Here is a 22,424-nt window from a genome sequence, read left to right as displayed (position 1 = left end):
TCTATTACCGAAAGTATAGTGCGGTAGGGAAAATTTTATATTTGGAGGTTAGAAGTATGTCTAAAATTGAAACACCTGTTATGACTTCTTTACAAACAACGGTTGAAAAAATGATGAAGGATTTAAACGTTCCTGGTGCTGCTGTAGCTGTTATAAAAGAGGGTGAAATTATTATTTCAGAAGGTTTCGGCTATCGTAATATAGAAACAAAAGAGGCTGTTACACCGAATACTCGGTTCGCAATCGGTTCCTCAACGAAAGCTTTTGGCACGCTTTCATTAAGCTTGTTAGCACAGCAAAAAAAGTTTAATTGGGATACTCCTATTCAGTCTTATATACCTAACTTCTCTTTATCTGAACTACTTGCTAGCTCACAAATTACAGGACGAGATTTAGCATCTCATCGCACTGGAGTGAGTCGTCATGATGCTCTTTGGTACAGTTCTTCCTTATCCCGAAAAGATCTCGTTGAAAAAATAGAACATTTACCACTTGATGCACCGTTCCGGACTGCATTTTTATATAACAACTTAATGTATGCGACAATTAGCTACATTGTTGAAAACATTACAAATCAAACCTGGGAGCAATACGCTACAGAACATATTTTAGAACCTTTAAATATGAAGCATACAAACTTCTCTGTTACAGATTCACAAACTACAGATGATTATGCTTTACCTTACATCGAAAATGACGGTGAAATAAAAGAAGTTCCATTCCGCAACATCGATACGGTCGGCGCTGCTGGGTGTATTAATTCTACAATTGAAGATATGGCCAATTGGGTCCTTCTTCACTTAAAACAAGGGAAATTTGGAGAGCATGAATTAATTTCTCTTGAATTATTACAACAAATGTATACACCACACAATTCAATTCCAGATCAACCAGTTTTATCACTTCCTGAATCTCCACTAAATAGTTACGGCCTTGGTTGGTTTATTAGCGCTTATCGTGGCAAAAAAGTGATTCATCATGGCGGTAATATCGATGGATTTTCAGCGCTTGTTTCATTCATACCATCAGAAAACATCGGCCTTGTCATTTTAACGAATGCTGGAGGCACATTACTGCCTACTTATCTTGCTAATCAAATTTATGACGAATTGCTTGAATTAGAAGGCATCGATTGGCATAAACGAGCTGTAGAAGATACTGAAAAAATGAAGGAAATGATGAAAGAAGCAACTGAATCTCTTCCTGAACAAATAAAAGGGACTACACCTTCTCACCAATTAGATGACTACACTGGTACTTTTGAACATCCTGCTTATGGAACACTACAAGTATATAAACGGGATAATTCGTTATATGTACAATTTATGGAGATGGATATTCAATTAGGGCATCATCATTACGACGTCTTCTCCGCAAAAGTTGACTTATTCCAAATGAAAATGAGTTTATTATTCTCTTATGAAATGAATGTGAATGGTGAATTCCCATCCCTTCAGTTACATGTACCAGCTACGTTAAGTACTCAGCCGCTTACATTTAAGAAAATTAAATAACTATTTTAATAGAGGGAGGATATACTTCCCTCTATTTTTGTATTAAAATCCTCATCCAAATAAAGGATTTTACGTATAGAACAAAGAATCCTTTTATTTAACTATTTAAACTATAAGGAGGAAAAGCTTTGTACACAGAAATCTTCAAGGAAGTTGTTTCGATTACTCATCACGATTATTCCGGTTGTATTGATAAAAAAGAATGGGATGATCCTACTACATATTTACAAACAATTGAAAAACTAGAGAAGCAAGGAGATTTACCGCCAGTACAATTCACTGAAATTGTACGTGATTACTTATTAGACTTTAAAGACAATCATATGTTTTTCAAAATGTTCTCTAACGATCAACCTCTTAACAGTGTCGGTTTTCAAGTGAAAAGATACGAAGATCACCTATATATTACATCCAACTCACAAGAAAATAGAGTAAAAAAAGGACAAACTATCGTTGCATTAGATAACATGAAAGTTCCTGAACTATTAATAAAATATAAAAAGTATGTAAATGAGAATACATATGAGCGTGAACAATGGGAATACGTTTTATTAAAATCATCAAATTGTACACTTATAGATGAAAATGGATTGACTCAAACTATTACTTTACAAAAGTATAAACAAAGCAAATACACACCTACCTATTCATTAGAAAAATATAATGAAGATACACTCTTACTTACTTTAACTGACTTTACAAATGCTGCAGCTATTAATCAATTAATCGACTCATACAAAAACGAGTTGGATTCTTTTCCAAACTTAATTATAGATGTCCGATTGAATCGTGGCGGAAGTGATGATGCATTTTTCACCCTACTTCCTTACTTATTTGAAGACAAAGAGATTTCTCTTTTCGATTCTTCAGATACAATGCAATTAAATCATACAGAACGAAACTTTCATTTAAGAATGAAAGACTTCGAAACAGAAGATTATGATTCATTAGATAAACTTTCAAAATTATTTACTGATATGTTTATTCAAGATTTAAAAAAGAATTATAAAAAAGGCTTTGTTACATTTGATACTTCTGGGTTACCAAATGAACTTCAATCATTAAAAATACACGGACAAAAATCACCTAGTAGAGTAGTTATATTAACAGATGTTACATGCGGAAGTTCTGGTGATTCTTTTGTAGAAGTTGCAAAAAAATCATTGAAAGCAAAAGTAATAGGTCGTCCTACTGCTGGTTTAAATGATTATTCTAATTTAGCAGTAATGGAATGGGCTGATACTTTCGCTCTTTACTACCCTACTTCACGGCTTTCTATTATAGATAAAGGCGAAGGAATGTCTGGAATTGGTATACAACCACATATACATATCCCGTGGACTCCGCAACATATACAAGAAGATGTGGATTTAAAATTAGCATTACAACTACTTCAAAATGAAGAATGGTAAAAAATAAAGGTAGGTGCGAATCACACCTACCTTTTCTATTTCATATCCATCTTATCTGGTTGAAACCAAATCGGCTTCGATAATTCAAAGTTTTTATGATCTTCCAATACAATATGAAGACGTTCTAACGTATCATCCAACATATGCGGTGCTGCTCGTAATGTCCAGACAACTGATGAGAAAACTGTCATGCCAACATACACCGCATATAATTTCCAGAACCCCTCTGGTATTCTCTCATTAAAGTATCCTTCTATTTGTCCGATTGAATACGGAATACTAATGTCTCTTGCAAATAGTGCAATTTTCACGAAATCATGCAGTGGATCGCCCCAGTCATAACCATTAAAATCAACTATACCTACATATTTCCCATCCCGTACAATTATATTTTCTAAATGAAAATCATCGTGTTGAAATCGATTTGGGCGGTTCTTTACATACATTTCATTTTCATCTATAAACTTAATAATTTTATCATCATTTTCAATTTTAATTCCGCATGTTTTGTATGCCTCTAAGTATTTCCGATGTTTTTTCATGGCCCTTTCATACCACGGAAGTATATTCTTAGGAGCTTCAAGTGTATGCATTTTTGCTAAATCTTTTCCTGCCTCTATACCAATATCATATTGTTCTTTGGGTGAATACGTAGGCAATAGCTTCTTCGCATCTTCCCCTTCTAAATACGAAAAAATACTATAGCATTCACCTTCTTCTGCCAACAAACCCATTTCAATTGGTTTTTGTGCTTGCACACTACGGTTTTGCATTTCATTTAAAATTTGAAACTCTATTTTCTTTCTTTCATACTCTTTTATATCGCCTATCCGTAATAAATATTTTTCATTATCCGCATTCGTAATAATATATTTCTTATCAGGTGAGAAACCTTTAGAAATTTCTTCAATATTTGCTGCATCTTTTACGATTTGTATATTTTTTTGCCATGCTGTAATTGTCTTCATATCTATTCCCCTTACATTTCTACATTCGGTGTATACGCAACCTCGACAATAAATCCATTCGGATCGTAAAAGTCGATTGTATAGTAATCATCTGAATAATGGTTCATTTCAATAGGACCACGTATTACCTTCACTTTCGTACTAGGAAGAAACTCTGCTACCTCGTCAACAACTTCTCTTTTAATAGCTGGGTAACAAATATTTCTTGGTCCTAAAGTCTTTACAAACTCCTCATCTACTTCTTTAAAATATATTTCACTTTCTCCTGTGCTATATGCTACTTCGTTTAACTTTCTCCACCCAATTATGGCAAATAACTTATCATAAAAAGAAATAGATTCCTCTAAATTTGCTACCCAAAATTCAATATGATGAAAACCTGCTCGAAGTGTATTCATATTAAGAATACGCTCCTTGTACGACTTGCACAATTTCCATCGGCGTATGAACCATATAATCTGGTGCATCTTTTTTCACTGTTTCAATAACATCATATCCCCAAGATACCCAAATTACGTTTACCCCAGCCTTTTTACATGCTGCTACGTCTCGCTGTTCATCACCGACATATAACATATCTTTTTCAGTTATTTTTTTCGATTTTAAAAATCTTTTTATCATCTTGTCTTTACCGAACAAATTTTTAGAACAATACACTTCTTGTATATTTTCTATATCATTCTTTTGTAAAAATGCTCGAATATGCTCTTCTGAGTTAGATGATATGACTGCAATACCGTATCCTTTTTTATGTAGTTCATCTAATACATCCTTCATTCCATGGAATAAAACGAGATCTTTTATAGCAGGCTGATATAATTTATAAAACTCTAACGCTAATATCGGTAGTTTGTACAGTGGTACATCGAGTTGTTTACATCTCTCTGGCATCGTTAATTTACGTAAATACTCAATTTCTTCTTCCCTTACCGCTTTATATCCGTGTTTTTCAGCAAGTTGATTGTAAATTGGTACAAATATATTTTGTGAATCTACTAATGTGCCATCAAAGTCAAAAACAATATATTTTTGCATTCCCATACTCCCTTTGCTGCTTTTTTCTAAACCTATCATATTCAACACCATAGTTGTCTTACCCTTCTATAAACATAAAAAAAGAACAAGATTTTCTCTTGTTCTTTTTAAGAAAGCCATTTTGGCGGTACATTCGTATTCCAATAAATATTACCTAACTCATGATGTCCAGAGTATCCATCATCAAAACGATGATAGTGGAAATTAAAATAATAACCATCTTGCGGTGGATGATCTCTTCTTACATGAAAACGCAATAAGTCATTTCCTGTTTTCGTATCGTAGACGTGAAAAATCTTTTCATTATTTCCACCAGCTGGTCTTTGAGAAATCGCTAATGATTGCAATGACTCCTCTGGTACATCATTGGCAAGTTCAGCAATTGCCTCTTCAATCTTCGGTAATATTACATCTTTAAATTCATCTTCAATTACTGGGCCAATTTTAGTACCAAACTTTTGCATCGACTGTTTTTCTGCTTCTTGCATCGCATAAGTAATAAAAGTATCGGTGGTTAACCTGTCATTCGTTTCTTCATATGTATAGGACGTACTCTCCAAATTTTGTTGCCCAGCTGTGCTCGTAGGCTTGTCCGCAGCTTTGGCATTATCAAGCAATATGGAAGGAGGCGTCACTAAACCAAATGTAAATACGGTAATTAATGCGACTAAGGTTTTTCTAAACCAATTTGGCATTTATGTTCCCTCCCCTTTCACTCATTATTTTTTATATAACGGTGGTTTCTTCTATTATACAAAATGATTATAATTTTTGCACTTTACAATTTTGTTAACGTTCACATATTTTTCACTTGAATATGAAATTGTAAGATTTCATACAATATTAATACCACAATATTGAGGAGGCACTTGAATGACTTTAGATGTCATGTATTCCGCCGCAAGCATACTCGTTTTAGTATATTTTATTTATCAATGTGTTACAGACTAGAAAAAGAGCCGTCAATGGCTCTTTTTTAATGGTAAAAATACAATCCATACAATTAATAAAATAAAAACAAATCCACCAATCACAGCTGGCAATAAATAAAACTCGGCAAGTATAACTATTCCATACAAGAGTATTGCTGGTAGTAGTAAATAACGATCTGCCTTCCACCTTAGCAAAAGTAATTTTCCTTCTTCACAATATAAATGAAGAAACATTTTTTTCGTAAATTCATTCCAATAATCACGTGCATAGCGAGAAATTGCAACTACAGCAAATACAAGAACAATAGCTGCAATCCACCTTGGAGTCATGATTATACTGGCAGTACTCATACATACAATTTGAATATAAAATATTCGTGCAGTACTTGTTCGGAAAAACTCTTTCAAAAAAGATTCGACAATACGAGCATCAGCTTTTTTCCCTAATAGTCTTTTAGAACGTGGGAACATCCACGGTTTTTTATTCGAACTACTCGGTTTAGCCGCATGACCACCAACTTGCATAATTCCGCTCGTCCAGCGCATGCTTTCCTCTTTTTCTTTCTCAACTTCTTTAAAAAAGGAACTTTTATAATTCATCTTCTCTTTTACTAATACAATACTTAAGAAAATTACTAGACCGATAAATAGAATTGAATAAAATGGATTTTTATAAATTAAAAATAGACTAATTCCAAAAAAGGATAAGCTCATAGAAAATATTACATTTTTTATAATCCATAAAACCCATCGTTTCCCGACACGTATATGTATAAACCTCGTCAACAACGACAGCATAAATCGAAACACAGTAAAGAATACAAAAAATAATACGACTTGTATCTCTGTTACTCCGATACTTTTCATCAACACTGGTAACATAATAACAACTACTATTACATTCGTTATCGCTATTCGAATACATGTGTACATCATGCCGTACTGGACTAATTTTCGCATATGATTTGGATATGAAATTAAAAATAAACTATCCGCTTGTTCAAAAAACGAACGAACTCCTCTCGTATATGTTATTAGATAAAATACGAGTAATCCTAATCCGAAATAAATCGTCTCTTCCATCGATAAATTCCCCATCCATAGCGACCGATAATAGATTCCCATAAATATAAATGCTGGAATAATAATATATAATGCAACTGTCCAATCTGCTACCGAACGTATAGACTTCCATTTCCTCTGGAGTTCATGGCGTAATCTCTTATAAAATTGTTGTTTAATCATGTTGTTCACGCCTTACAATTACATCAAAACAGTCTAATAATGAACTACCCGGCATTTCCGCTAGCGTTTGGATAGACTCTAAATGTCCATCTGCGACTAATGTACCTTGTGAAATGAGTAAAAATCTTTCACAAATTTTTTCAGCAGTATCTAATACGTGCGTACAAAGTAAAATTCCTGCCCCGCGCTCTTTTTCTTTATATAAATAATTTAAAAACTCTTTCGTAGCTACTGGATCTAAACCGATAAAAGGTTCGTCAATTATATAAAAATCTGGCTCAGTTAAAAACGCCAATATTAGCATCGATTTTTGTTTCATACCTTTTGAAAACTTTGATAAATACTCGTGTTTATGCTTATACATTCGAAAAGTATGTAATAATTGCTCCGCTCGTTCTTCCCAGCTTCCCATTTCACTTCCACGAGCTGCCATTAATAATTCAATATGTTCCCAGAGCGTCAAGTAATCATAGTATGTTGGATGTTCTGGTACGTATGCATACGGGCTTTTCTTTTCACCGAATGATATTTCACCGTCCATATTTACAAGTAATCCGAGTATCGTTTTAATCGTCGTACTCTTCCCAGCACCATTTGCGCCAATAAGAGCAACTAATTCACCCTTTTCAATGGAAAAAGCAATATCATGAATTGTTTTTTCACCTATTTCATATCCAGCCGAGCGAATATTTACTTCTAACATACATTCCCCTTCTTTCCATTCCCAATACAATCCAGGACAAGAATAACATATAACTATCTATATATCATTATAAAATATTTATTTTCATAGCAGGAAAAAACATTTTTTAACAGAATATTAAATGTTTGATTACATTTTATTGGAGTGGATAATATGTCTTTTCAAATTCGTGAAGCTACGATAGATGATATAGATGCACTTTGTTCTTTAACGAAAGAATTAAAAGGTTCCTCTATTTCCTATGAAGATATGAACAACCGATTGCAATTCGTACAAATGAGTCCTTTTGATTTTTTATATGTTTACGAGGAAGAAGAAACTATATTTGGATTACTTGGATTTCGTATACGCGAAAATTTAGAAGATGTAACTCGTTATGGAGAGATTTCAATTATTAGCGTTGATTCTACAATACGGCGGAAAGGTATAGGACAAGTGTTAATGGATTATGCAGAACAATTAGCAAAGAAGCAGAATTGCATTGGCACATGGCTAGTTAGTGGAACAAAAAGAGTAGAAGCTCATCCTTTTTACAAAAAATTAGGATATGAAGTAAATGGCTACCGATTTGTAAAACATTTTTAAACTACTTATAAAGTAAAACCTTAATCAGTGGGGTTTTGTTCATCCCCCACTGATTATTAGTTGAACCAATCGGGCTTTTACGGGCAGTTGATCGCCCACTTAACTGCTTTGCTTTCGCTGAATTTTGAGGTGGGGGTCTTACTGCCCGTTAATACGGAATAAATTGAAGGGACTATAACTATGACAAACATTAAAGCAATTTTCATTGATCGTGACGGTACAATTGGTGGTGACACTACAATACACTATCCAGGATCCTTTACATTATTTCCTTTTACAAAAGCAGCCTTGCAAAAGCTAAAAGCTAAAAATATAAAGATTTTCTCTTTCACAAATCAACCTGGTATCGCAGATGGAATAGCGACTGAAGCGGATTTTGTACAAGAGCTAGAAAGTTTCGGTTTTGATGATATATACGTATGTCCCCACAAACACGGTGATGGTTGTGAATGCCGTAAACCAAGTCCAGGCATGCTTATGAAAGCAGCAGAAAAACACGGGCTTGATTTAACACAATGTGCTGTAGTTGGTGATCGGTGGACTGATATTGTTGCAGGAGCAAAAGTAAACGCAACAACGATTCTAGTCCGAACAGGCGCTGGGTATGATGCTTTGCATACGTACCGAGACAAATGGGCACATATTGAACCCAACTATATTGCAGATAACTTTGAAGATGCAACAAACTGGGTTTTAAATCAACTATAATAAAAAAATAAAAGAGACATTTTCAAAATGAAAACGTCTCTTTTATTTTTTATTTTTTAAAACGTTAATTCGTAATGGAAATAACGATTATCTCTCAAATAACCATTTTCAGCGTATAATCGCTGTGCTGATAAATTATCAATCTCTGTTTGTAATTTTACACCTTTTGCACCATTTTCTAATGCGTATTCTTTCGCAGCTTCTAACAATTTTTTACCCGTTCCTGCTCCACGCTTAGTCGCTTGTACAAATAGATCATTTAAAATCCATAATTCTTTCATTGAAATAGAAGAAAATGATGGGTATAGTTGCGTGAACCCAATATATTCACCGTCTTCAACTGCCACGAAAATAACGGACTCTTTTCTCTCAATTCGATTTTGTAAAAATACTTTTGCTCCTTCTAAATCGGAATCCTGCCTATAAAACATGCGATAGTTATTAAAAACTGATGCTAGTCCATTTAAATCTGCAATTGTTGCCTCATATATTCTCATTTTACTCCATTCCCCTTCCAATACTGTCTCATTATATCCGTTGCCCATTTTGGCTGGTGTACTTCTTCTTTCGGCATAAACTCTTTCATTATTGGTTTTATATCCAATATAGGAGTGCCATCAATAGCATCTAACCCCTCAACGATAATTGATTTACCTTCTCTTTTAATCAGCTTTACAATTGTTATACCTATACGATTCGGGCGATTTTTCCCGCGCTGTGCAAAAATACCTACTTTAGGATAATCATTATTATTTCTAGGATGTCTAGCAAAATACTGAATTTGCTCGTCAGTTACTTTATGAAAATAAAAAACAACTTCAATATGAGAAAAATCTTCAATCCCTTGTATACTTTCTTCTCCATACATTTCAGTTAAAGTTATACGGGATCTTACTTCTCCCCATTTATCATCTTTTATTTCCTTTCTTTCATTATGTACAAATGCGATTGGTTGAACTGAAAACATACGCATTCCTCCTTAAATGTAACCACTTACATTATAAAATATTTTCTGAATGTTTTCCAGATATACGAATTAAGTTTACATAATATAATTATGATTTATTTATCTAAAGCTAACTTGACTGCTTCAATTGCATGTATATGAGTCGTATCAAATATCGGGACTGATACGTTTTCTTGCTTTATTAATAAACCTATTTCCGTGCAACCTAATATAATTCCTTGTGCTCCTTCTTGTACTAATTCTTCTATAACCCTTTTATAATATTCTCTAGATTGAAATACTATTTTTCCTAAACATAATTCTGTATATATTACTTCGTTTACTTTTTCTCTATTTGTTCCTGATGGTACTATTACTTTTATATCATGCTCTTCAATACGTGACTTATAGAAATCTTGCTCCATCGTATATTTTGTTCCAAGTAGTCCCACCGTTTGAATACCTTTTCTATTAATTTCATTTGCAGTTGCATCAGCAATATGTAATATTGGAATATCAATTTTTTTCTTTATTTTTTCAATAACCTTGTGCATTGTATTTGTACAAATGATTATAAAGTCTGCTCCTCCCTTCTGTAATGAATACGCCGCATTCGCTAAAACTTCACCTGCTCCATTCCAATCTCCTCTAGACTGGAATCTTTCAATCTCTTCAAAGTCCACACTATTAATCATACATTTTGCTGAATGCAGCCCTCCTAATCTCTCTTTTATTTCTTCATTAATAATTCGATAATATTCAGAAGTTGATTCCCAGCTCATACCACCTATAAGACCTATTGTTTTCATATAAACACCTACCTAAACTATTTTTATAAAACTAATAACAACGTTTTATTATGTACATTATACATAATAAAACAAGACTTTAAGTTTGGAATATAAAGTCTTGTTTTAACTAAATTAGATATCAATAATAAAGATTTATTCTACATTCATTTCCAAGGAAATTTTTATAGAATATTCAGAAATCAATAATCTGATATTTTTATAGATTCTTCATATTGATAATTAAAACATTCTCGATACAACTGTTTAATTTCATCATACGAAGGTACTCGTGGATTATTTCCTGGGCTACCACTTTCAATTGCATCTGATGCCATTTTAGAAATAGCATTTTCAAATTCAATTTCATCGATTCCGTATTCTTTTAAATTTGGAATACGAAGATCAAAGCAAAGTTTTTTTATTTCCCCAAGTGTGTAATCTGCTACTTCCTCATCAGAATCCGAATACAAATCCTTATTTAAACTACGTCCAATTTTTGCTAACCTTTTCACTGCACTTGTTTTTGTAAACTCTAACACTGTAGGTAATAGTATGGCATTTGATATTCCATGTGGTACATGAAATAACGCTCCCACTGGCCTTGACATTCCATGAACTAATGTAACTGATGCATTAGAAAATGCAATTCCAGCTTGTAAGGAAGCAATCATCATCGCTTCTCTTGCCTCCATATTATGTCCATCTTCATATACTATACGTAAATATTTCATAATACTTTCAATAGCTGAAAGAGCAAGTACATCTGTAAGTGGTTGTGAAACTTTAGAAATATACGCTTCAATCGCATGGCATAATGCATCTATTCCTGTTGCTGCCGTAATTTGCGGTGGTACCGAACTTGTCAAAACCGGATCTATAATTGCTACTTGCGGTATAAAACTAGGATGCTTCATCATCATTTTTACATCTGTTTTTTTATTCGTAATTACTGCTACACTTGTAACTTCCGATCCAGTGCCAGAGGTTGTTGGAATTGCAATAAGTGGTAGTGGATTGTTTTCTAGTTCAATATCCTTTTGGACGTAATCCTCAACTTCTCCACCATTTGTATATAAAACCGCTACTGCTTTCGCAGCATCAATACAACTTCCACCACCAATACCGATAATAAAATCACACTTTTCTTCTTTACAAAGAGATAGCGCTTCTAACACATGTATATTTGTAGGCTCAGCATTTACTTTATTATATGTACTGACAGTAATACCTTTCTTATTTAGTTGTTTTATACAACTTTCAACATAACCTAATTTCTCCATTATTGTATCAGTAACTATAAAAGCTTTTTTCCCTAACTTTTTTGATTGTTCCCCCAGTTTTTCAAGCGAATTTCTTCCATATAATACAGACTTCGGCATACGAAACTCAGCAACTTCTTGCAAGTACTCCACCCCTTCTTACCCTAATTAATATTTTATGATATAAATTATTGATTTGATAAATCTTTACGATTCGAATTGTTAATAGAGTCCTGTTAAAGTATAGAATGCGATAACTAAAAATACAGCAACCGTTTTCAAAATTGTAATAGCAAATATATCTTTATAGGATTGTTTATGAGTTAATCCTGTCACTGTAAGGATAGTAATAATTGCACCGTTATGTGGCAGTGTGTCCATTCCTCCTGATGCCATTGATACGATACGGTGCATAACTTCTAATGGAATATCAAATTGATTGGCCGCTGCAATAAACTTATCTCCCATCGCACTTAAAACGATCCCCATTCCTCCTGATGCAGATCCTGTAATTCCAGCTAAAATATTCGTCGTTACTGCACCATTCACTAACGGATTTGTGAAAGTAGCAGAGATGCCATCTCTCATAATTGCGAAGCCTGGAAGTGCTGCTATGACACCACCGAATCCAAACTCAGCTCCTGTATTCATTGTTGCAAGTAGCGCTCCACCAATACTTGTATTCAATCCAGCTTGGAAACCTGTTACTACTCGTTTCCAATATAATAATAACGTTGTTAAGATCCCTATAATAAGTGCCAATTCTACAGACCAAATTCCTACTACTGCACTTAATTCTACTTTTCCAAATGCTTTCATGCCGATTGCAGAAAAATCAAAACCGCTTGGATACCACTTCGGTATCATAATAGTAAAAACTTTATTCATTACACCTACTAAAATAAGTGGGATAAAAGCAATAAGTTGTTGTGCTCTTGTGATTTCAATGCTATTAATTAATGGCATGTTTTTTTGTTCTACTTGCAAAGATGCTGCCATTTCAGTATTTCCATCATTAAAACCAAAATATCCTTCACCTGCCGCTTTTGCCTTCTTACGTCTACTCTCTAAATATAGTAAACCTAATGTAAGAACAAAAATTGCTCCTACAATCCCAAGTATCGGTGCAGCATAAATATCCGTTTTAAAAAATGTTGTAGGTATTACATTTTGAATTTGTGGTGATCCAGGGAGAGCATCCATTGTAAACGTTACTGCCCCAAGAACAATCGTTCCAGGGATGAGACGCTTTGGAATATTAGCTTGTCGAAACAATTTAGCTGCGAAGGGATATACGGCAAACACTACTACATACACACTAACACCACTATACGTTAAAATAGCACCCATTAATACAATCGCTAATATAGTACGTTTTTCACCAACTAACTCTATAATCGTTTTTGCAATAGAATCCGCAATTCCTGACATCTCTACTACTTTTCCAAATATTGCTCCTAGTAAAAACACAGGGAAATATAACTTTATAAATCCAACCATTTTCTCCATAAAGATATTAGAAAAGAAAGGTAATACATAACTAGGTTCTGTCAAAAATACTGCAAATAATGCAAATATCGGTGCGAATAAAATAACAGAAAAACCTCTATATGCTACGAACATAAGTAAACTCAGTGCTAATAATATAATAACTAACTCCAATTTTACCCCTCCTTTAGACAGAAAATTCTAACTTTTATTGATAAAACTCTACTAATCTTTTGATTCTGACATCCCTCCTCTTATTCATACAAATTTTTTATGCTAAAAATGTCTAATTATAAGTATTCGATTACATATGAAAAATCCCTTTAAACAGAAACGAATTCATCGTCATACGTTATAAAGGGATTGCTAGAATCTATATTTACTGCTGTATTAAATTTTTTTCTACACAAAAATGATGCAGTTCCTCAACATCTTTCGCTATGTGAGTCGCACTAACTTCAGTCAGTTCTTTTTCACAGCCATAGCCATATAAAACACCGATTGAAGCAATTTCATTCTGATGTGCACCTATTATATCGTGCTTTCTATCACCAATCATTATCATTTCTTCTTTATTTAGTTCTTCATTTGTTTGTAAAATATGAGCAATTATTTCTTCTTTTTTTATTCTTGTACCATCTAAATTACTTCCAATGATATCTTCGAAATAATTCGTTAATTGAAAATGTTCTAGTACTTGTTTCGCAAATACAGTAGGCTTTGAAGTTGCTACAAATATACGATTCCCTGAACTTTTTAATTGTTGCAAGAGCTTCGGAATCCCCTCGTATACATTATTTTCAAACAATCCACGCTGCTTTAAATACTCACGGAAGTAAAAAACTGCACGTTCAACCTCTCCTTCACTCATATTATATCTCTCTATGAATGATTGCTGAATAGGAGGACCTATAAATGAATCTAACTCACTTACATGTACTTCTTCAATTTCTATTTTTTTTAACGCGTACAAAACTGAATTTACAATCCCTTCTTTCGGATCCGTTAAGGTTCCATCTAAATCAAATAGAAATGTTTTATACATATTTCATTCCCCCACTCATTTTATTCTATAAGTAACTGATAACGTCTTTTCCTACTTCCCCCTCTATTATACTATCATTATTCACTTTTCTGAAAAATCATTTTTCCTATGTCATATACTTTCAGTTACAAAATACGATAGATATGATAAAGTGAAAAAGTTACAATTATTTTAATAGAAACTGGTGAAACAAATGTCAATTACATTAATCTTTATAATGGCTTTCACAATTGTCATCCACGCAGTTGAAACAAGCTCATATAGTATTCGATTAGCGGGGGTTCGTTTAAAGAAGATTGCTGTCGCATTATCCGTCGTAGGAATCGTATTACTCATTTCAAGAACGTCAAACTTACTACAAGCCTTTTTACTTGGCGGGATTGTGGACGAAGCAAAACTAGATCCTTCTATTGATTTAGAGCATATTATACGTCTTGTACTATTATCTGCTTCTATCGGTACATTGCTTGCGATTATACTGTATCCAACTTTGACAAAACTATTTGGATATGTCATTCAAAACTTTGAAACAGACGGTTCTTTCATTCGAATGATGAAAACGAATAACATTCAAAAATTAAAGTACACAAAAAAATATGTCCGCTTTCCAAAGTTAGAAATGATTCATAGACTGCGTATCGGCGGTATTCCAAAGCGTATAATGCTTATTAACATGTTCGCTACTGCAATTTATACAGCGGGGGTTCTTTCCGCACTATATGCTTCTTTTTTAATTCCAGCTTTCGCAACAAAAGCCACTACAGCTTCTGGTCTTATTAATGGTTTTGCTACTATTTTATTAACAGTGCTACTAGATCCACGTATTGCTCTTTTAACAGAGCGAGCTCTTCAATCAGAAGAAGGTGCTGAAGCAATGAGTAAAATGTATGCTTGGCTAATGATTTCTAGACTTTTTGGTACATTACTAGCTCAACTGTTATTCATACCAGGTGCTTACTGGATCACATGGATTATAAAGCTTATGAATTAAATTCACTCTCTAAAAAAAGCAGGTGAGATAACAAATGACTGTACAAACAGAACTAGATATCATTCGCTTAATAGAAAACGACGAATGGATGATGAATGTATTACAAATAGCAAAATCACTAGAGCTATCTGATTGGTGGGTTTGTGCCGGCTTTGTTCGTTCTAAAATTTGGGATACTTTACATGACTACGAAATAAGAACAGATACGCCTGATGTAGATGTTATTTATTACGATTGTCTGCATAAAGACGAAACATATGAAAAGTTATTAGAAACGAAACTAATGAATATGGATGCCACTATCCCTTGGTCAGTAAAAAATCAAGCTCGTATGCATGTAATGAATAGCATGCCGCCATATTCTTCTTCTGTTGATGCTATTTCTAAATTTCCTGAAACAGCAACGGCATTAGGAGTTACATTAGATGAACAAAACAATATTATATTAACATCTCCATGCGGAATCGAAGATGTACTTGCATTACAAGTGAAACCGACAGCTCATTTTCTTGAAACAAAAGAACGTATACATATATACAAAAATAGAGTTATAAAAAAGAATTGGCAAAATAAATGGCCTAACATAACAATCGTTTATCCAGAAATTTAGAAAGGGTGCTTCTCATTTATAGAAGCACCCTTTTCTTCATTTCAAAAAATGCATGACTGTTTCTGCAAATCTATCTGCTTCCTCATAATGAGGTGAATGACCACTCTCTTCAAATACGATACACTTACCATTTTGAGCATCTTTATTAAATGTTGCAATTTGTTTTTCACACGTTACTACATCTTGTTTTCCCACAATTAATAACATTGGATTCTGTACATTTCTTATTTTAGATAGTAATGACATATGACATGCGCCCTCTAATTTTAATCTATCAAAATGAATTTTGGAGCGATTGGAAAATACTTCCCACTCTTCATCACTATATAAACTATAGTCTGTTTCATCTTCCTTATAATTGTAAATCTCCAATCTTTTTTCTTCTAATTCAGCGCTTAACCTTATATAAGCTTCTAACAACTCTTCTGAACTAGCATCGCTAGATGAATAAGCGATGCACTCTTCTGCTACTTCTTCTTTTTCATACTTTTTTAATAAATACCCTGTCTTTTGTAGCAAAGCTCTACTTGTTAATGCAAAGTCGAAAGTTGGCCCTTCAAATATTATTTTCTCTATTGAACTTGGATATATCGACGCATATAACAACGCTACATATCCACCGAAAGAATGTCCAATTACAGACCATTTCTCAATTTGTAATGCTTTTCTTAGTTCTTCAGCGTCTTCAACTAAATCCATTAGTTCAAAAGGTTCTTCTTCGGAAATTACTTCTGAACGACAAACTCCTCTTTGATCTATCATAATCACATATAAGGAATTTTTTAATCTTTCTGCTTGATGAAATGAAAAATCATAGCAACTTTCTCCTGGTCCACCATGCAAGTATAAAACTGCTTTATTTTTAGGATTTCCATGCGTTTCAACGTATAGCTTTTTCCCTCTAATATTCATGTATTTCCCTGCTTCTATCAAATTCCCCTTTATAATCACCACCTCATTTCACTGAATATTATAACATTTAATGTTAAATAATCCCTATTACATTTAAAAAGACGATAATTATTGCAAGTGGTGCTACAAATCGAAGTAAAAATGCCCAACAAGTAAATACTTTCTTTCCATAATTTCCACCCACAAAAAACTCTGCTTCTAATACTTTCTTTTCCATCTTGAATGATACGAAAATACTAATAAATAGCGCTCCAAGTGGCATTAATATATTACTAGATAAGAAATCTACTGCATCAAAAATATTCTTTCCAAAAATCGTAATATCACTCCATACTCCAAATGATAACGCAGATGGTATGCCTACTAAGAAAATGCAGAAACCGATAATCCATGATAGCTTATTTCTTTTTTCTTGTTCACCATTTGCTAATGCTGAAACAACAGTCTCTAGTAGAGAAAACGCTGATGTTAATGTTGCAAATGTAAATAGCGCAAGAAATACTGTTAAGAACAATCCACCAAGTGGAATTTGACTAAATACTGATGGTAATACGATAAATAATAGTCCAGGCCCTTCTGTTGGTTCCATTCCTAATGAGAATACCGCTGGGAAAATAGCAAGACCTGCAAATAAAGAAACAAATAAATTCAATCCAACAATTGTTATTGCTGATTTTGGTAAACTTTCTTTTTTATTTAAATAGGAACTATACGTAACCATAATTGAAATCCCGATACTAATCGCAAAGAATGATTGCCCCATTGCGAACAAAATACTTTCTGAAGTAATCTTTGAGAAATCTGGTTGTAAGAAAAACTTCACACCTTTCATTGCATCATCAAGTGTTAACGAACGAATAATAAGAGCGACAAATAAAACGAACAACGCTGGCAACATATATTTACTTGCTTTTTCAATTCCGTTTTGTACACCTTTTGATACAACCCATATCGTAATGAACATAAAAGCGAGATGTCCCATAATAGCCCAAGTGGGATTCCCAATTGTTTCAGTAAATAACGCACCGTAATTTTGTCCTGGAGTAATCAGTTGTCCAGTTATTCCTCTGAATAAATAAATTAATACCCATCCACCTACAACACTATAAAACGAAAGTAGTATAAAACACGTTCCAACGCCAAGGCGTCCTATCCAGTGCCATCCTGTATTTGGTGCGATGCTTTTAAATGCTCCAACTGCTTGTTTCTGCGTACTGCGTCCAATCATAAATTCAGCTATAAGTAGCGGTAGTCCAATTAAAACAGTAAATAATATAAAGATTAAAAAGAACGCTCCTCCCCCACTCTTCCCAGCGATATAAGGAAACTTCCATATCGCACCAAGTCCAATTGCAGATCCTGCTGCCGCCATTATAAAACCTAATTTCGAAGTCCATTGCTCCGTCTGTTTCATCTCATTTTCCTCCTAATTAAATCTTTTTATATTAATAAATAAATTTTATAAACCTATCTAAATAAACCCTCCATTTCTTCTTCCATATAATAAAAAAATGGCCTAGCATCTCTATATAAAGAGACGCTAAGCCATTTACTTAACGCGGTACCACCCTTATTGATTCCATTATGAATCCACCTTAGTAGTAATCGTTTGATTACAAACCTAATATCGAAGGTTAACCGTTAAGATTTACTAAGAATGTAATTCCGTTCCACCTTACTGCTCCTAGGCGAGTTCAGGATGTCATTTGACTATGTCACACCAACCCATAGCTCTCTGTACAAATATACGACCTTACTACTCCTATTCAACACATTTTAATATTTAGAATATATTTTCTTTTGAAATTAATATGAAGTATATCGGTTATATTTGTAACTGTCAAGGGATATATTGATTTTTTTGTCGAAAAGGATTCATTCGGCCCTGTTTTATTTTTTTACTATCGTTACTTTAGCTGTATATATGATGTTATCTGGAATGCAAAACCCATTAAAAAATGAAATGGTTCATATTGATAATTCACTTTTACTAAGTTTATTAGCAAAAGAAAAAAGGAAAGAAAGAGTCGATATTTTTCCCTTTTCAAACTAACTGTAACAATAAAGTGAAACTTTAATCAGTGGGGGGTTTCTTCATCCCCACTGATTATTAGTTGAACCAATCCCGCATAAACGAATCTTCGCGATAATCGCGAAGATTCGTTTTACGGTATAAGACGAGTACAATCTCTCGGAAAAGCACTCGCCTCTCGTACATTTGTTAATTCTAATAGTTTATATACAATCCTTTCTAACCCAATTCCGAAACCTCCATGCGGAGGACAACCGTATCGGAATGTATTTAAATAAGATTGAAATTTCTCTGGGTGTAATCCTTTTTCTTTAAACGAAGCGAGTAACATTTCATAATTATGAATTCGCTGTGCCCCTGACGTTATTTCTAACCCTTTATATAATAAGTCGAATGAATCAGTAATAGCTGGATTCTCTTTATTTTGCATCGTATACATCGGTCTCGCTTCTTTCGGATAATGTGTAATGAAAACAAATTCACTATTATATGTTTCCTTTACATATTTCCCTAGTAACTTTTCACCTTCTGTATCTAAATCCCCTACAGGAGATTCTTTACGATACTTACTTTTCAAAATTTCTTGTGCTTCTAACAATGTAATTTTAGGTATTTCAGTAATAACAGGTACTTCTATTTGTAATAGTTGTAGTTCTATTTCACATTTTTTTGCTACTTGTTGAAACATATATCGTAAAACATCCGTTTCTAGTTGCATCACTTCATAAAAATCATGAATAAAACCAAGTTCTACGTCTAACGATATATATTCATTCAAATGACGGGAAGAATTATGATGTTCCGCTCTATATACAGGTGCAATTTCAAAAACTCGTTCTAACCCACCCGCTACCATCATTTGTTTGTAGAACTGTGGTGATTGTGCTAAATAAGCTTCTTTTTGGAAGTATGGAAGCTTAAAAACATTTGCTCCTCCTTCTGCCCCTTGCGAAACAATTTTCGGCGTAAATATACGTGTGAAATCGTTCTCTATTAGAAATTCACTAAAGCTCTGAACGAGTGTAGATTTCACTTTAAAAATCGCTGCAGTTCGCTCATGTCTTAATGAGAGTACCCGCTCATTCAATAATTGATCTAAGCCCACTTGTAACTTCTTTTTATTTATTTCAAACGGAAGTGGTTCTGCACCGTTTATTACTTTCACTTCATGAGCAAGTACTTCAACACCCAATTCCGTTTTCGTCGTCTCGACTATTTCACCGATTACATGGACAACACTTTCTACATCAACTTTATATCCGGCCAATTCATTTTCTAATACACATTGAATTACTCCTGTTCTGTCCCGTAATAATAAAAAACTAACATTTCCAAGGTGCCGAATTTTTTTTACCCATCCTTGAAGTAATACAACCTTTCCACTTTGCTTTGTACATTCTTTTATGAGTGAACGCTTCATTATTGAATCCATTATTTTTCCCTCCAGTAATTTTATATTTATTTACGTTATTGTTGTCATCGTCATCATCCACGGTCACTCACCCCCTTTCAAAGAATACAAAAATCCGCCCCTATAAATAGGGACGGATTTTTTTCCGCGGTACCACCCAAATTGTCATACTGACCATCTTAGCCCTGATAACGGTAGGTACCGTTTGCTTTTACTAATTATCACGTTCAAAGCAACACTCACAGGTGTCTTTCCATCATGCGGTATCGCAACCTTCCCAGCAACCGGCTGCTCTCTGTAGACCTTTGCATCATGTACTTTTCCTGATCCTCACTTTTTATATTTACAGAGTATTCTAACTCCTTATTTTGTAAAACGCAAGTCTTTTTTTAAGTATATTCTGATTTTTTATATCCACTTTTGTACAATCTCCTCTAAAGCCATTCCACGTGAACCTTTCAATAATACAACATCTTTTTTCGTTATAATTTTCAATACTTCCTCTGCTATTTTTGTTTTATTATTATATGACTGCACTTGTCCTGTAGCATATGTCTTCATTGCTTCTTCTGCTACTATTTCAGCTAACCCTCCATACGTAAATACATATTGAATGCTCTCTTGATTTAACATTTTACCAATTTCTCTATGATACGTTTCAGTTTCCTTCCCCAACTCTAACATATCCCCAACTACTATAATTTTTTTCTCATAAGCATTTAATTTCTGTAACGTTTCAATTGCAGCCTTCATAGAAGATGGACTGGCATTCCATGCATCGTTAATAATCGTAAAACCTGTTTTAGCAGTTAGAAATTGAAAGCGCATATGAGTAATATTTATTTGCTGCAATGCTTTTTGTATTTTTTCTGTAGGAACTTTATAAAATTGTCCTACGGCTATTCCAACGATTGCATTTAAAATATTATGTTTTCCATGTAAAGGAACATCATACTGGACTTTTGTTAAATTATTTAATGTAAAATGAACACCATGTTCATCTAATTGCACGTTTACTGGGAACAAATCATTTGTATCTTTTTCACCAAACGACTTACATTTTATACCTAGCATATTATTATTTTTGGAAAGCAATGGCTCATCACCATTATATAAGAACAGTCCTTCATCTTTTAATCCATATATCATTTCTAATTTAGCCTTTGCAATCTCTTCTCTTGATCCAAGCATTTCTAAATGAGACTGCCCAATCATTGTAATAATCGCTACATCCGGCTGTGCTATTTGTGACAAGTTTCGAATTTGTCCCGTTTCGCTCATTCCCATTTCAAGTATTAAAAACTCTGTATCCTGTTTCATTTCTAAAATCGTTAGTGGCAAACCGATTTGACTATTTAAATTCCCCCTCGTTTTATACACACGATAAGTTGTACTTAAAATCGTGCCTATTATATCTTTTACGGTGGTCTTTCCATTACTACCAGTAATTCCGATAACTTTCACATTACTTGTCTTTCGGTAATATTGTGCTAATTTTTGCAGTGCAAGTAATGTGTCATCTACAAAAATTAGCGGTATTCCTTTTGGAGGATCACCGTAAGACTTTTTCCATAAAGAAGCAGCCGCACCTTTTTCCATCGCTTCTTTTACATAATCGTGCCCATCTTTCACCCTAATAATTGGAACAAACAAATTCCCTTTCTTAATTTTTTTAGAGTCAATACAGACGCCTTGCATCTCTATATAATGAAATGATTCTTGTAATCCTTCACCATTTACTACCTCTTCCAGTTTATTTAATTGTATTTGAATCAAATTATCACCTTTTCCATTTTATTACATAAAAACTGTATTTTTCACGCATATTAATAAACAA

Annotated in this window: 22 protein-coding genes and 2 other annotated features; of the genes, 6 read left to right on the top strand and 16 right to left on the bottom strand. The window is 33.6% G+C overall.

The genetic code is table 11. The annotated features are described in order from the left end of the window. The first annotated feature begins 56 nt into the window (after positions 1-56). The gene (locus COK05_RS07660) at positions 57-1,514 is read left to right on the top strand and encodes a serine hydrolase (RefSeq protein ID WP_098612104.1); all 1,458 of its coding nucleotides are present in this window, start codon (positions 57-59) and stop codon (positions 1,512-1,514) included. 128 nt (positions 1,515-1,642) lie between these two features. Continuing rightward, positions 1,643-2,926, top strand: a complete 1,284-nt coding sequence (locus COK05_RS07655) for a S41 family peptidase (protein WP_098612103.1) — start codon at positions 1,643-1,645, stop codon at positions 2,924-2,926. A gap of 35 nt (positions 2,927-2,961) precedes the next feature. On the opposite strand, the gene COK05_RS07650 is transcribed toward COK05_RS07655, so the two are convergent. From COK05_RS07650 to COK05_RS07625, 6 genes are all read right to left on the bottom strand, one after another. After that, positions 2,962-3,894, bottom strand: a complete 933-nt coding sequence (locus COK05_RS07650; RefSeq protein WP_098612102.1) for an aminoglycoside phosphotransferase family protein — start codon at positions 3,892-3,894, stop codon at positions 2,962-2,964. Positions 3,895-3,905: 11 nt separating this feature from the next. After that, positions 3,906-4,292: a VOC family protein gene (locus tag COK05_RS07645; protein WP_098612101.1), complete on the bottom strand. Its 387-nt coding sequence runs from the start codon at positions 4,290-4,292 to the stop codon at positions 3,906-3,908. A 1-nt stretch (position 4,293) separates the two neighbouring features. Further along, complete coding sequence (locus tag COK05_RS07640; protein WP_141538944.1) at positions 4,294-4,929, bottom strand: HAD family hydrolase; 636 nt, start codon at positions 4,927-4,929, stop codon at positions 4,294-4,296. A 107-nt stretch (positions 4,930-5,036) separates the two neighbouring features. Beyond that, a complete protein-coding gene (locus tag COK05_RS07635) occupies positions 5,037-5,624 on the bottom strand; it encodes a YpjP family protein (RefSeq protein WP_098612100.1) in 588 nt (195 codons plus the stop codon). A 267-nt stretch (positions 5,625-5,891) separates the two neighbouring features. After that, complete coding sequence (locus tag COK05_RS07630) at positions 5,892-7,106, bottom strand: ABC transporter permease (RefSeq protein WP_098612099.1); 1,215 nt, start codon at positions 7,104-7,106, stop codon at positions 5,892-5,894. After that, positions 7,099-7,809, bottom strand: a complete 711-nt coding sequence (locus COK05_RS07625) for an ABC transporter ATP-binding protein (RefSeq protein ID WP_098612098.1) — start codon at positions 7,807-7,809, stop codon at positions 7,099-7,101. The genes COK05_RS07630 and COK05_RS07625 overlap by 8 nt, the downstream gene beginning before the upstream one ends. 153 nt (positions 7,810-7,962) lie before the next feature. On the opposite strand from COK05_RS07625, the gene COK05_RS07620 reads away from it, so the two are divergent. Then, positions 7,963-8,394: a GNAT family N-acetyltransferase gene (locus COK05_RS07620; protein WP_098612097.1), complete on the top strand. Its 432-nt coding sequence runs from the start codon at positions 7,963-7,965 to the stop codon at positions 8,392-8,394. 180 nt (positions 8,395-8,574) lie between these two features. Then, positions 8,575-9,102 (top strand): HAD-IIIA family hydrolase, encoded by a 528-nt coding sequence (locus COK05_RS07615; protein WP_098612096.1) that lies wholly within the window; start codon positions 8,575-8,577, stop codon positions 9,100-9,102. A 56-nt stretch (positions 9,103-9,158) separates the two neighbouring features. Here the strand turns inward: COK05_RS07615 and COK05_RS07610 are convergent, their stop codons facing one another. The 6 genes from COK05_RS07610 to COK05_RS07585 form a co-directional block, all read right to left on the bottom strand. Continuing rightward, positions 9,159-9,599, bottom strand: a complete 441-nt coding sequence (locus COK05_RS07610; protein ID WP_098612095.1) for a GNAT family N-acetyltransferase — start codon at positions 9,597-9,599, stop codon at positions 9,159-9,161. Then, positions 9,596-10,069 (bottom strand): tRNA (N6-threonylcarbamoyladenosine(37)-N6)-methyltransferase TrmO, encoded by a 474-nt coding sequence (tsaA, locus tag COK05_RS07605; protein ID WP_098612094.1) that lies wholly within the window; start codon positions 10,067-10,069, stop codon positions 9,596-9,598. The genes COK05_RS07610 and tsaA overlap by 4 nt, the downstream gene beginning before the upstream one ends. Before the next feature lie 95 nt (positions 10,070-10,164). Continuing rightward, complete coding sequence (locus COK05_RS07600) at positions 10,165-10,857, bottom strand: aspartate/glutamate racemase family protein (protein ID WP_098612093.1); 693 nt, start codon at positions 10,855-10,857, stop codon at positions 10,165-10,167. A 182-nt stretch (positions 10,858-11,039) separates the two neighbouring features. Beyond that, on the bottom strand, positions 11,040-12,242 hold the full coding sequence (locus COK05_RS07595; protein WP_098612092.1) for an iron-containing alcohol dehydrogenase: 1,203 nt from the start codon (positions 12,240-12,242) through the stop codon (positions 11,040-11,042). Positions 12,243-12,320: 78 nt separating this feature from the next. After that, a complete protein-coding gene (locus tag COK05_RS07590; RefSeq protein WP_098612091.1) occupies positions 12,321-13,760 on the bottom strand; it encodes a GntP family permease in 1,440 nt (479 codons plus the stop codon). 205 nt (positions 13,761-13,965) lie between these two features. Next, positions 13,966-14,631 (bottom strand): HAD family hydrolase, encoded by a 666-nt coding sequence (locus COK05_RS07585; RefSeq protein ID WP_098612090.1) that lies wholly within the window; start codon positions 14,629-14,631, stop codon positions 13,966-13,968. A 193-nt stretch (positions 14,632-14,824) separates the two neighbouring features. Between COK05_RS07585 and COK05_RS07580 the strand changes: the two genes are divergently transcribed. Then, positions 14,825-15,622, top strand: a complete 798-nt coding sequence (locus tag COK05_RS07580; protein ID WP_000028911.1) for a lipid II flippase Amj family protein — start codon at positions 14,825-14,827, stop codon at positions 15,620-15,622. A gap of 34 nt (positions 15,623-15,656) precedes the next feature. Next, entirely contained in the window at positions 15,657-16,232 is a 576-nt protein-coding gene (locus COK05_RS07575; protein ID WP_098612089.1) for a nucleotidyltransferase family protein, read from the top strand. 36 nt (positions 16,233-16,268) lie between these two features. On the opposite strand, the gene COK05_RS07570 is transcribed toward COK05_RS07575, so the two are convergent. The 4 genes from COK05_RS07570 to COK05_RS07545 form a co-directional block, all read right to left on the bottom strand. After that, positions 16,269-17,144: an alpha/beta fold hydrolase gene (locus COK05_RS07570; RefSeq protein ID WP_098612137.1), complete on the bottom strand. Its 876-nt coding sequence runs from the start codon at positions 17,142-17,144 to the stop codon at positions 16,269-16,271. 73 nt (positions 17,145-17,217) lie between these two features. Then, positions 17,218-18,558, bottom strand: coding sequence for a sodium-dependent transporter (locus COK05_RS07565; RefSeq protein ID WP_098612088.1), 1,341 nt, complete (start codon positions 18,556-18,558; stop codon positions 17,218-17,220). A gap of 116 nt (positions 18,559-18,674) precedes the next feature. Beyond that, positions 18,675-18,923, bottom strand: a binding site (T-box leader). 386 nt (positions 18,924-19,309) lie between these two features. Next, on the bottom strand, positions 19,310-20,608 hold the full coding sequence (gene aspS / locus COK05_RS07555) for an aspartate--tRNA(Asn) ligase (protein ID WP_098612087.1): 1,299 nt from the start codon (positions 20,606-20,608) through the stop codon (positions 19,310-19,312). Between the two features lie 105 nt (positions 20,609-20,713). Beyond that, positions 20,714-20,927 (bottom strand) — a binding site (T-box leader). Positions 20,928-20,995: 68 nt separating this feature from the next. Then, complete coding sequence (locus tag COK05_RS07545; RefSeq protein WP_098612086.1) at positions 20,996-22,363, bottom strand: UDP-N-acetylmuramoyl-tripeptide--D-alanyl-D-alanine ligase; 1,368 nt, start codon at positions 22,361-22,363, stop codon at positions 20,996-20,998. Between the last annotated feature and the right edge of the window lie 61 nt (positions 22,364-22,424).

Origin of the sequence: Bacillus cereus (genome assembly GCF_002567495.1) — a bacterium.
In the GTDB taxonomy this organism is placed as follows: domain Bacteria; phylum Bacillota; class Bacilli; order Bacillales; family Bacillaceae_G; genus Bacillus_A; species Bacillus_A cereus_AQ.
This window is presented reverse-complemented; position numbering and strand designations above follow the sequence as displayed.

Coding starts and splice junctions, on each gene's coding strand:
- COK05_RS07610 (WP_098612095.1), bottom strand. CDS start 9,599: ATGAGAATATATGAGGCAACAATTGCAGATTTAAATGGACTAGCATCA.
- COK05_RS07585 (WP_098612090.1), bottom strand. CDS start 14,631: ATGTATAAAACATTTCTATTTGATTTAGATGGAACCTTAACGGATCCG.
- COK05_RS07615 (WP_098612096.1), top strand. CDS start 8,575: ATGACAAACATTAAAGCAATTTTCATTGATCGTGACGGTACAATTGGT.
- COK05_RS07625 (WP_098612098.1), bottom strand. CDS start 7,809: ATGTTAGAAGTAAATATTCGCTCGGCTGGATATGAAATAGGTGAAAAA.
- COK05_RS07575 (WP_098612089.1), top strand. CDS start 15,657: ATGACTGTACAAACAGAACTAGATATCATTCGCTTAATAGAAAACGAC.
- COK05_RS07640 (WP_141538944.1), bottom strand. CDS start 4,929: ATGCAAAAATATATTGTTTTTGACTTTGATGGCACATTAGTAGATTCA.
- COK05_RS07620 (WP_098612097.1), top strand. CDS start 7,963: ATGTCTTTTCAAATTCGTGAAGCTACGATAGATGATATAGATGCACTT.
- tsaA (WP_098612094.1), bottom strand. CDS start 10,069: ATGTTTTCAGTTCAACCAATCGCATTTGTACATAATGAAAGAAAGGAA.
- COK05_RS07645 (WP_098612101.1), bottom strand. CDS start 4,292: ATGAATACACTTCGAGCAGGTTTTCATCATATTGAATTTTGGGTAGCA.
- COK05_RS07580 (WP_000028911.1), top strand. CDS start 14,825: ATGTCAATTACATTAATCTTTATAATGGCTTTCACAATTGTCATCCAC.
- COK05_RS07565 (WP_098612088.1), bottom strand. CDS start 18,558: ATGAAACAGACGGAGCAATGGACTTCGAAATTAGGTTTTATAATGGCG.
- COK05_RS07630 (WP_098612099.1), bottom strand. CDS start 7,106: ATGATTAAACAACAATTTTATAAGAGATTACGCCATGAACTCCAGAGG.
- COK05_RS07650 (WP_098612102.1), bottom strand. CDS start 3,894: ATGAAGACAATTACAGCATGGCAAAAAAATATACAAATCGTAAAAGAT.
- COK05_RS07635 (WP_098612100.1), bottom strand. CDS start 5,624: ATGCCAAATTGGTTTAGAAAAACCTTAGTCGCATTAATTACCGTATTT.
- COK05_RS07600 (WP_098612093.1), bottom strand. CDS start 10,857: ATGAAAACAATAGGTCTTATAGGTGGTATGAGCTGGGAATCAACTTCT.
- COK05_RS07660 (WP_098612104.1), top strand. CDS start 57: ATGTCTAAAATTGAAACACCTGTTATGACTTCTTTACAAACAACGGTT.
- aspS (WP_098612087.1), bottom strand. CDS start 20,608: ATGGATTCAATAATGAAGCGTTCACTCATAAAAGAATGTACAAAGCAA.
- COK05_RS07570 (WP_098612137.1), bottom strand. CDS start 17,144: ATGAATATTAGAGGGAAAAAGCTATACGTTGAAACGCATGGAAATCCT.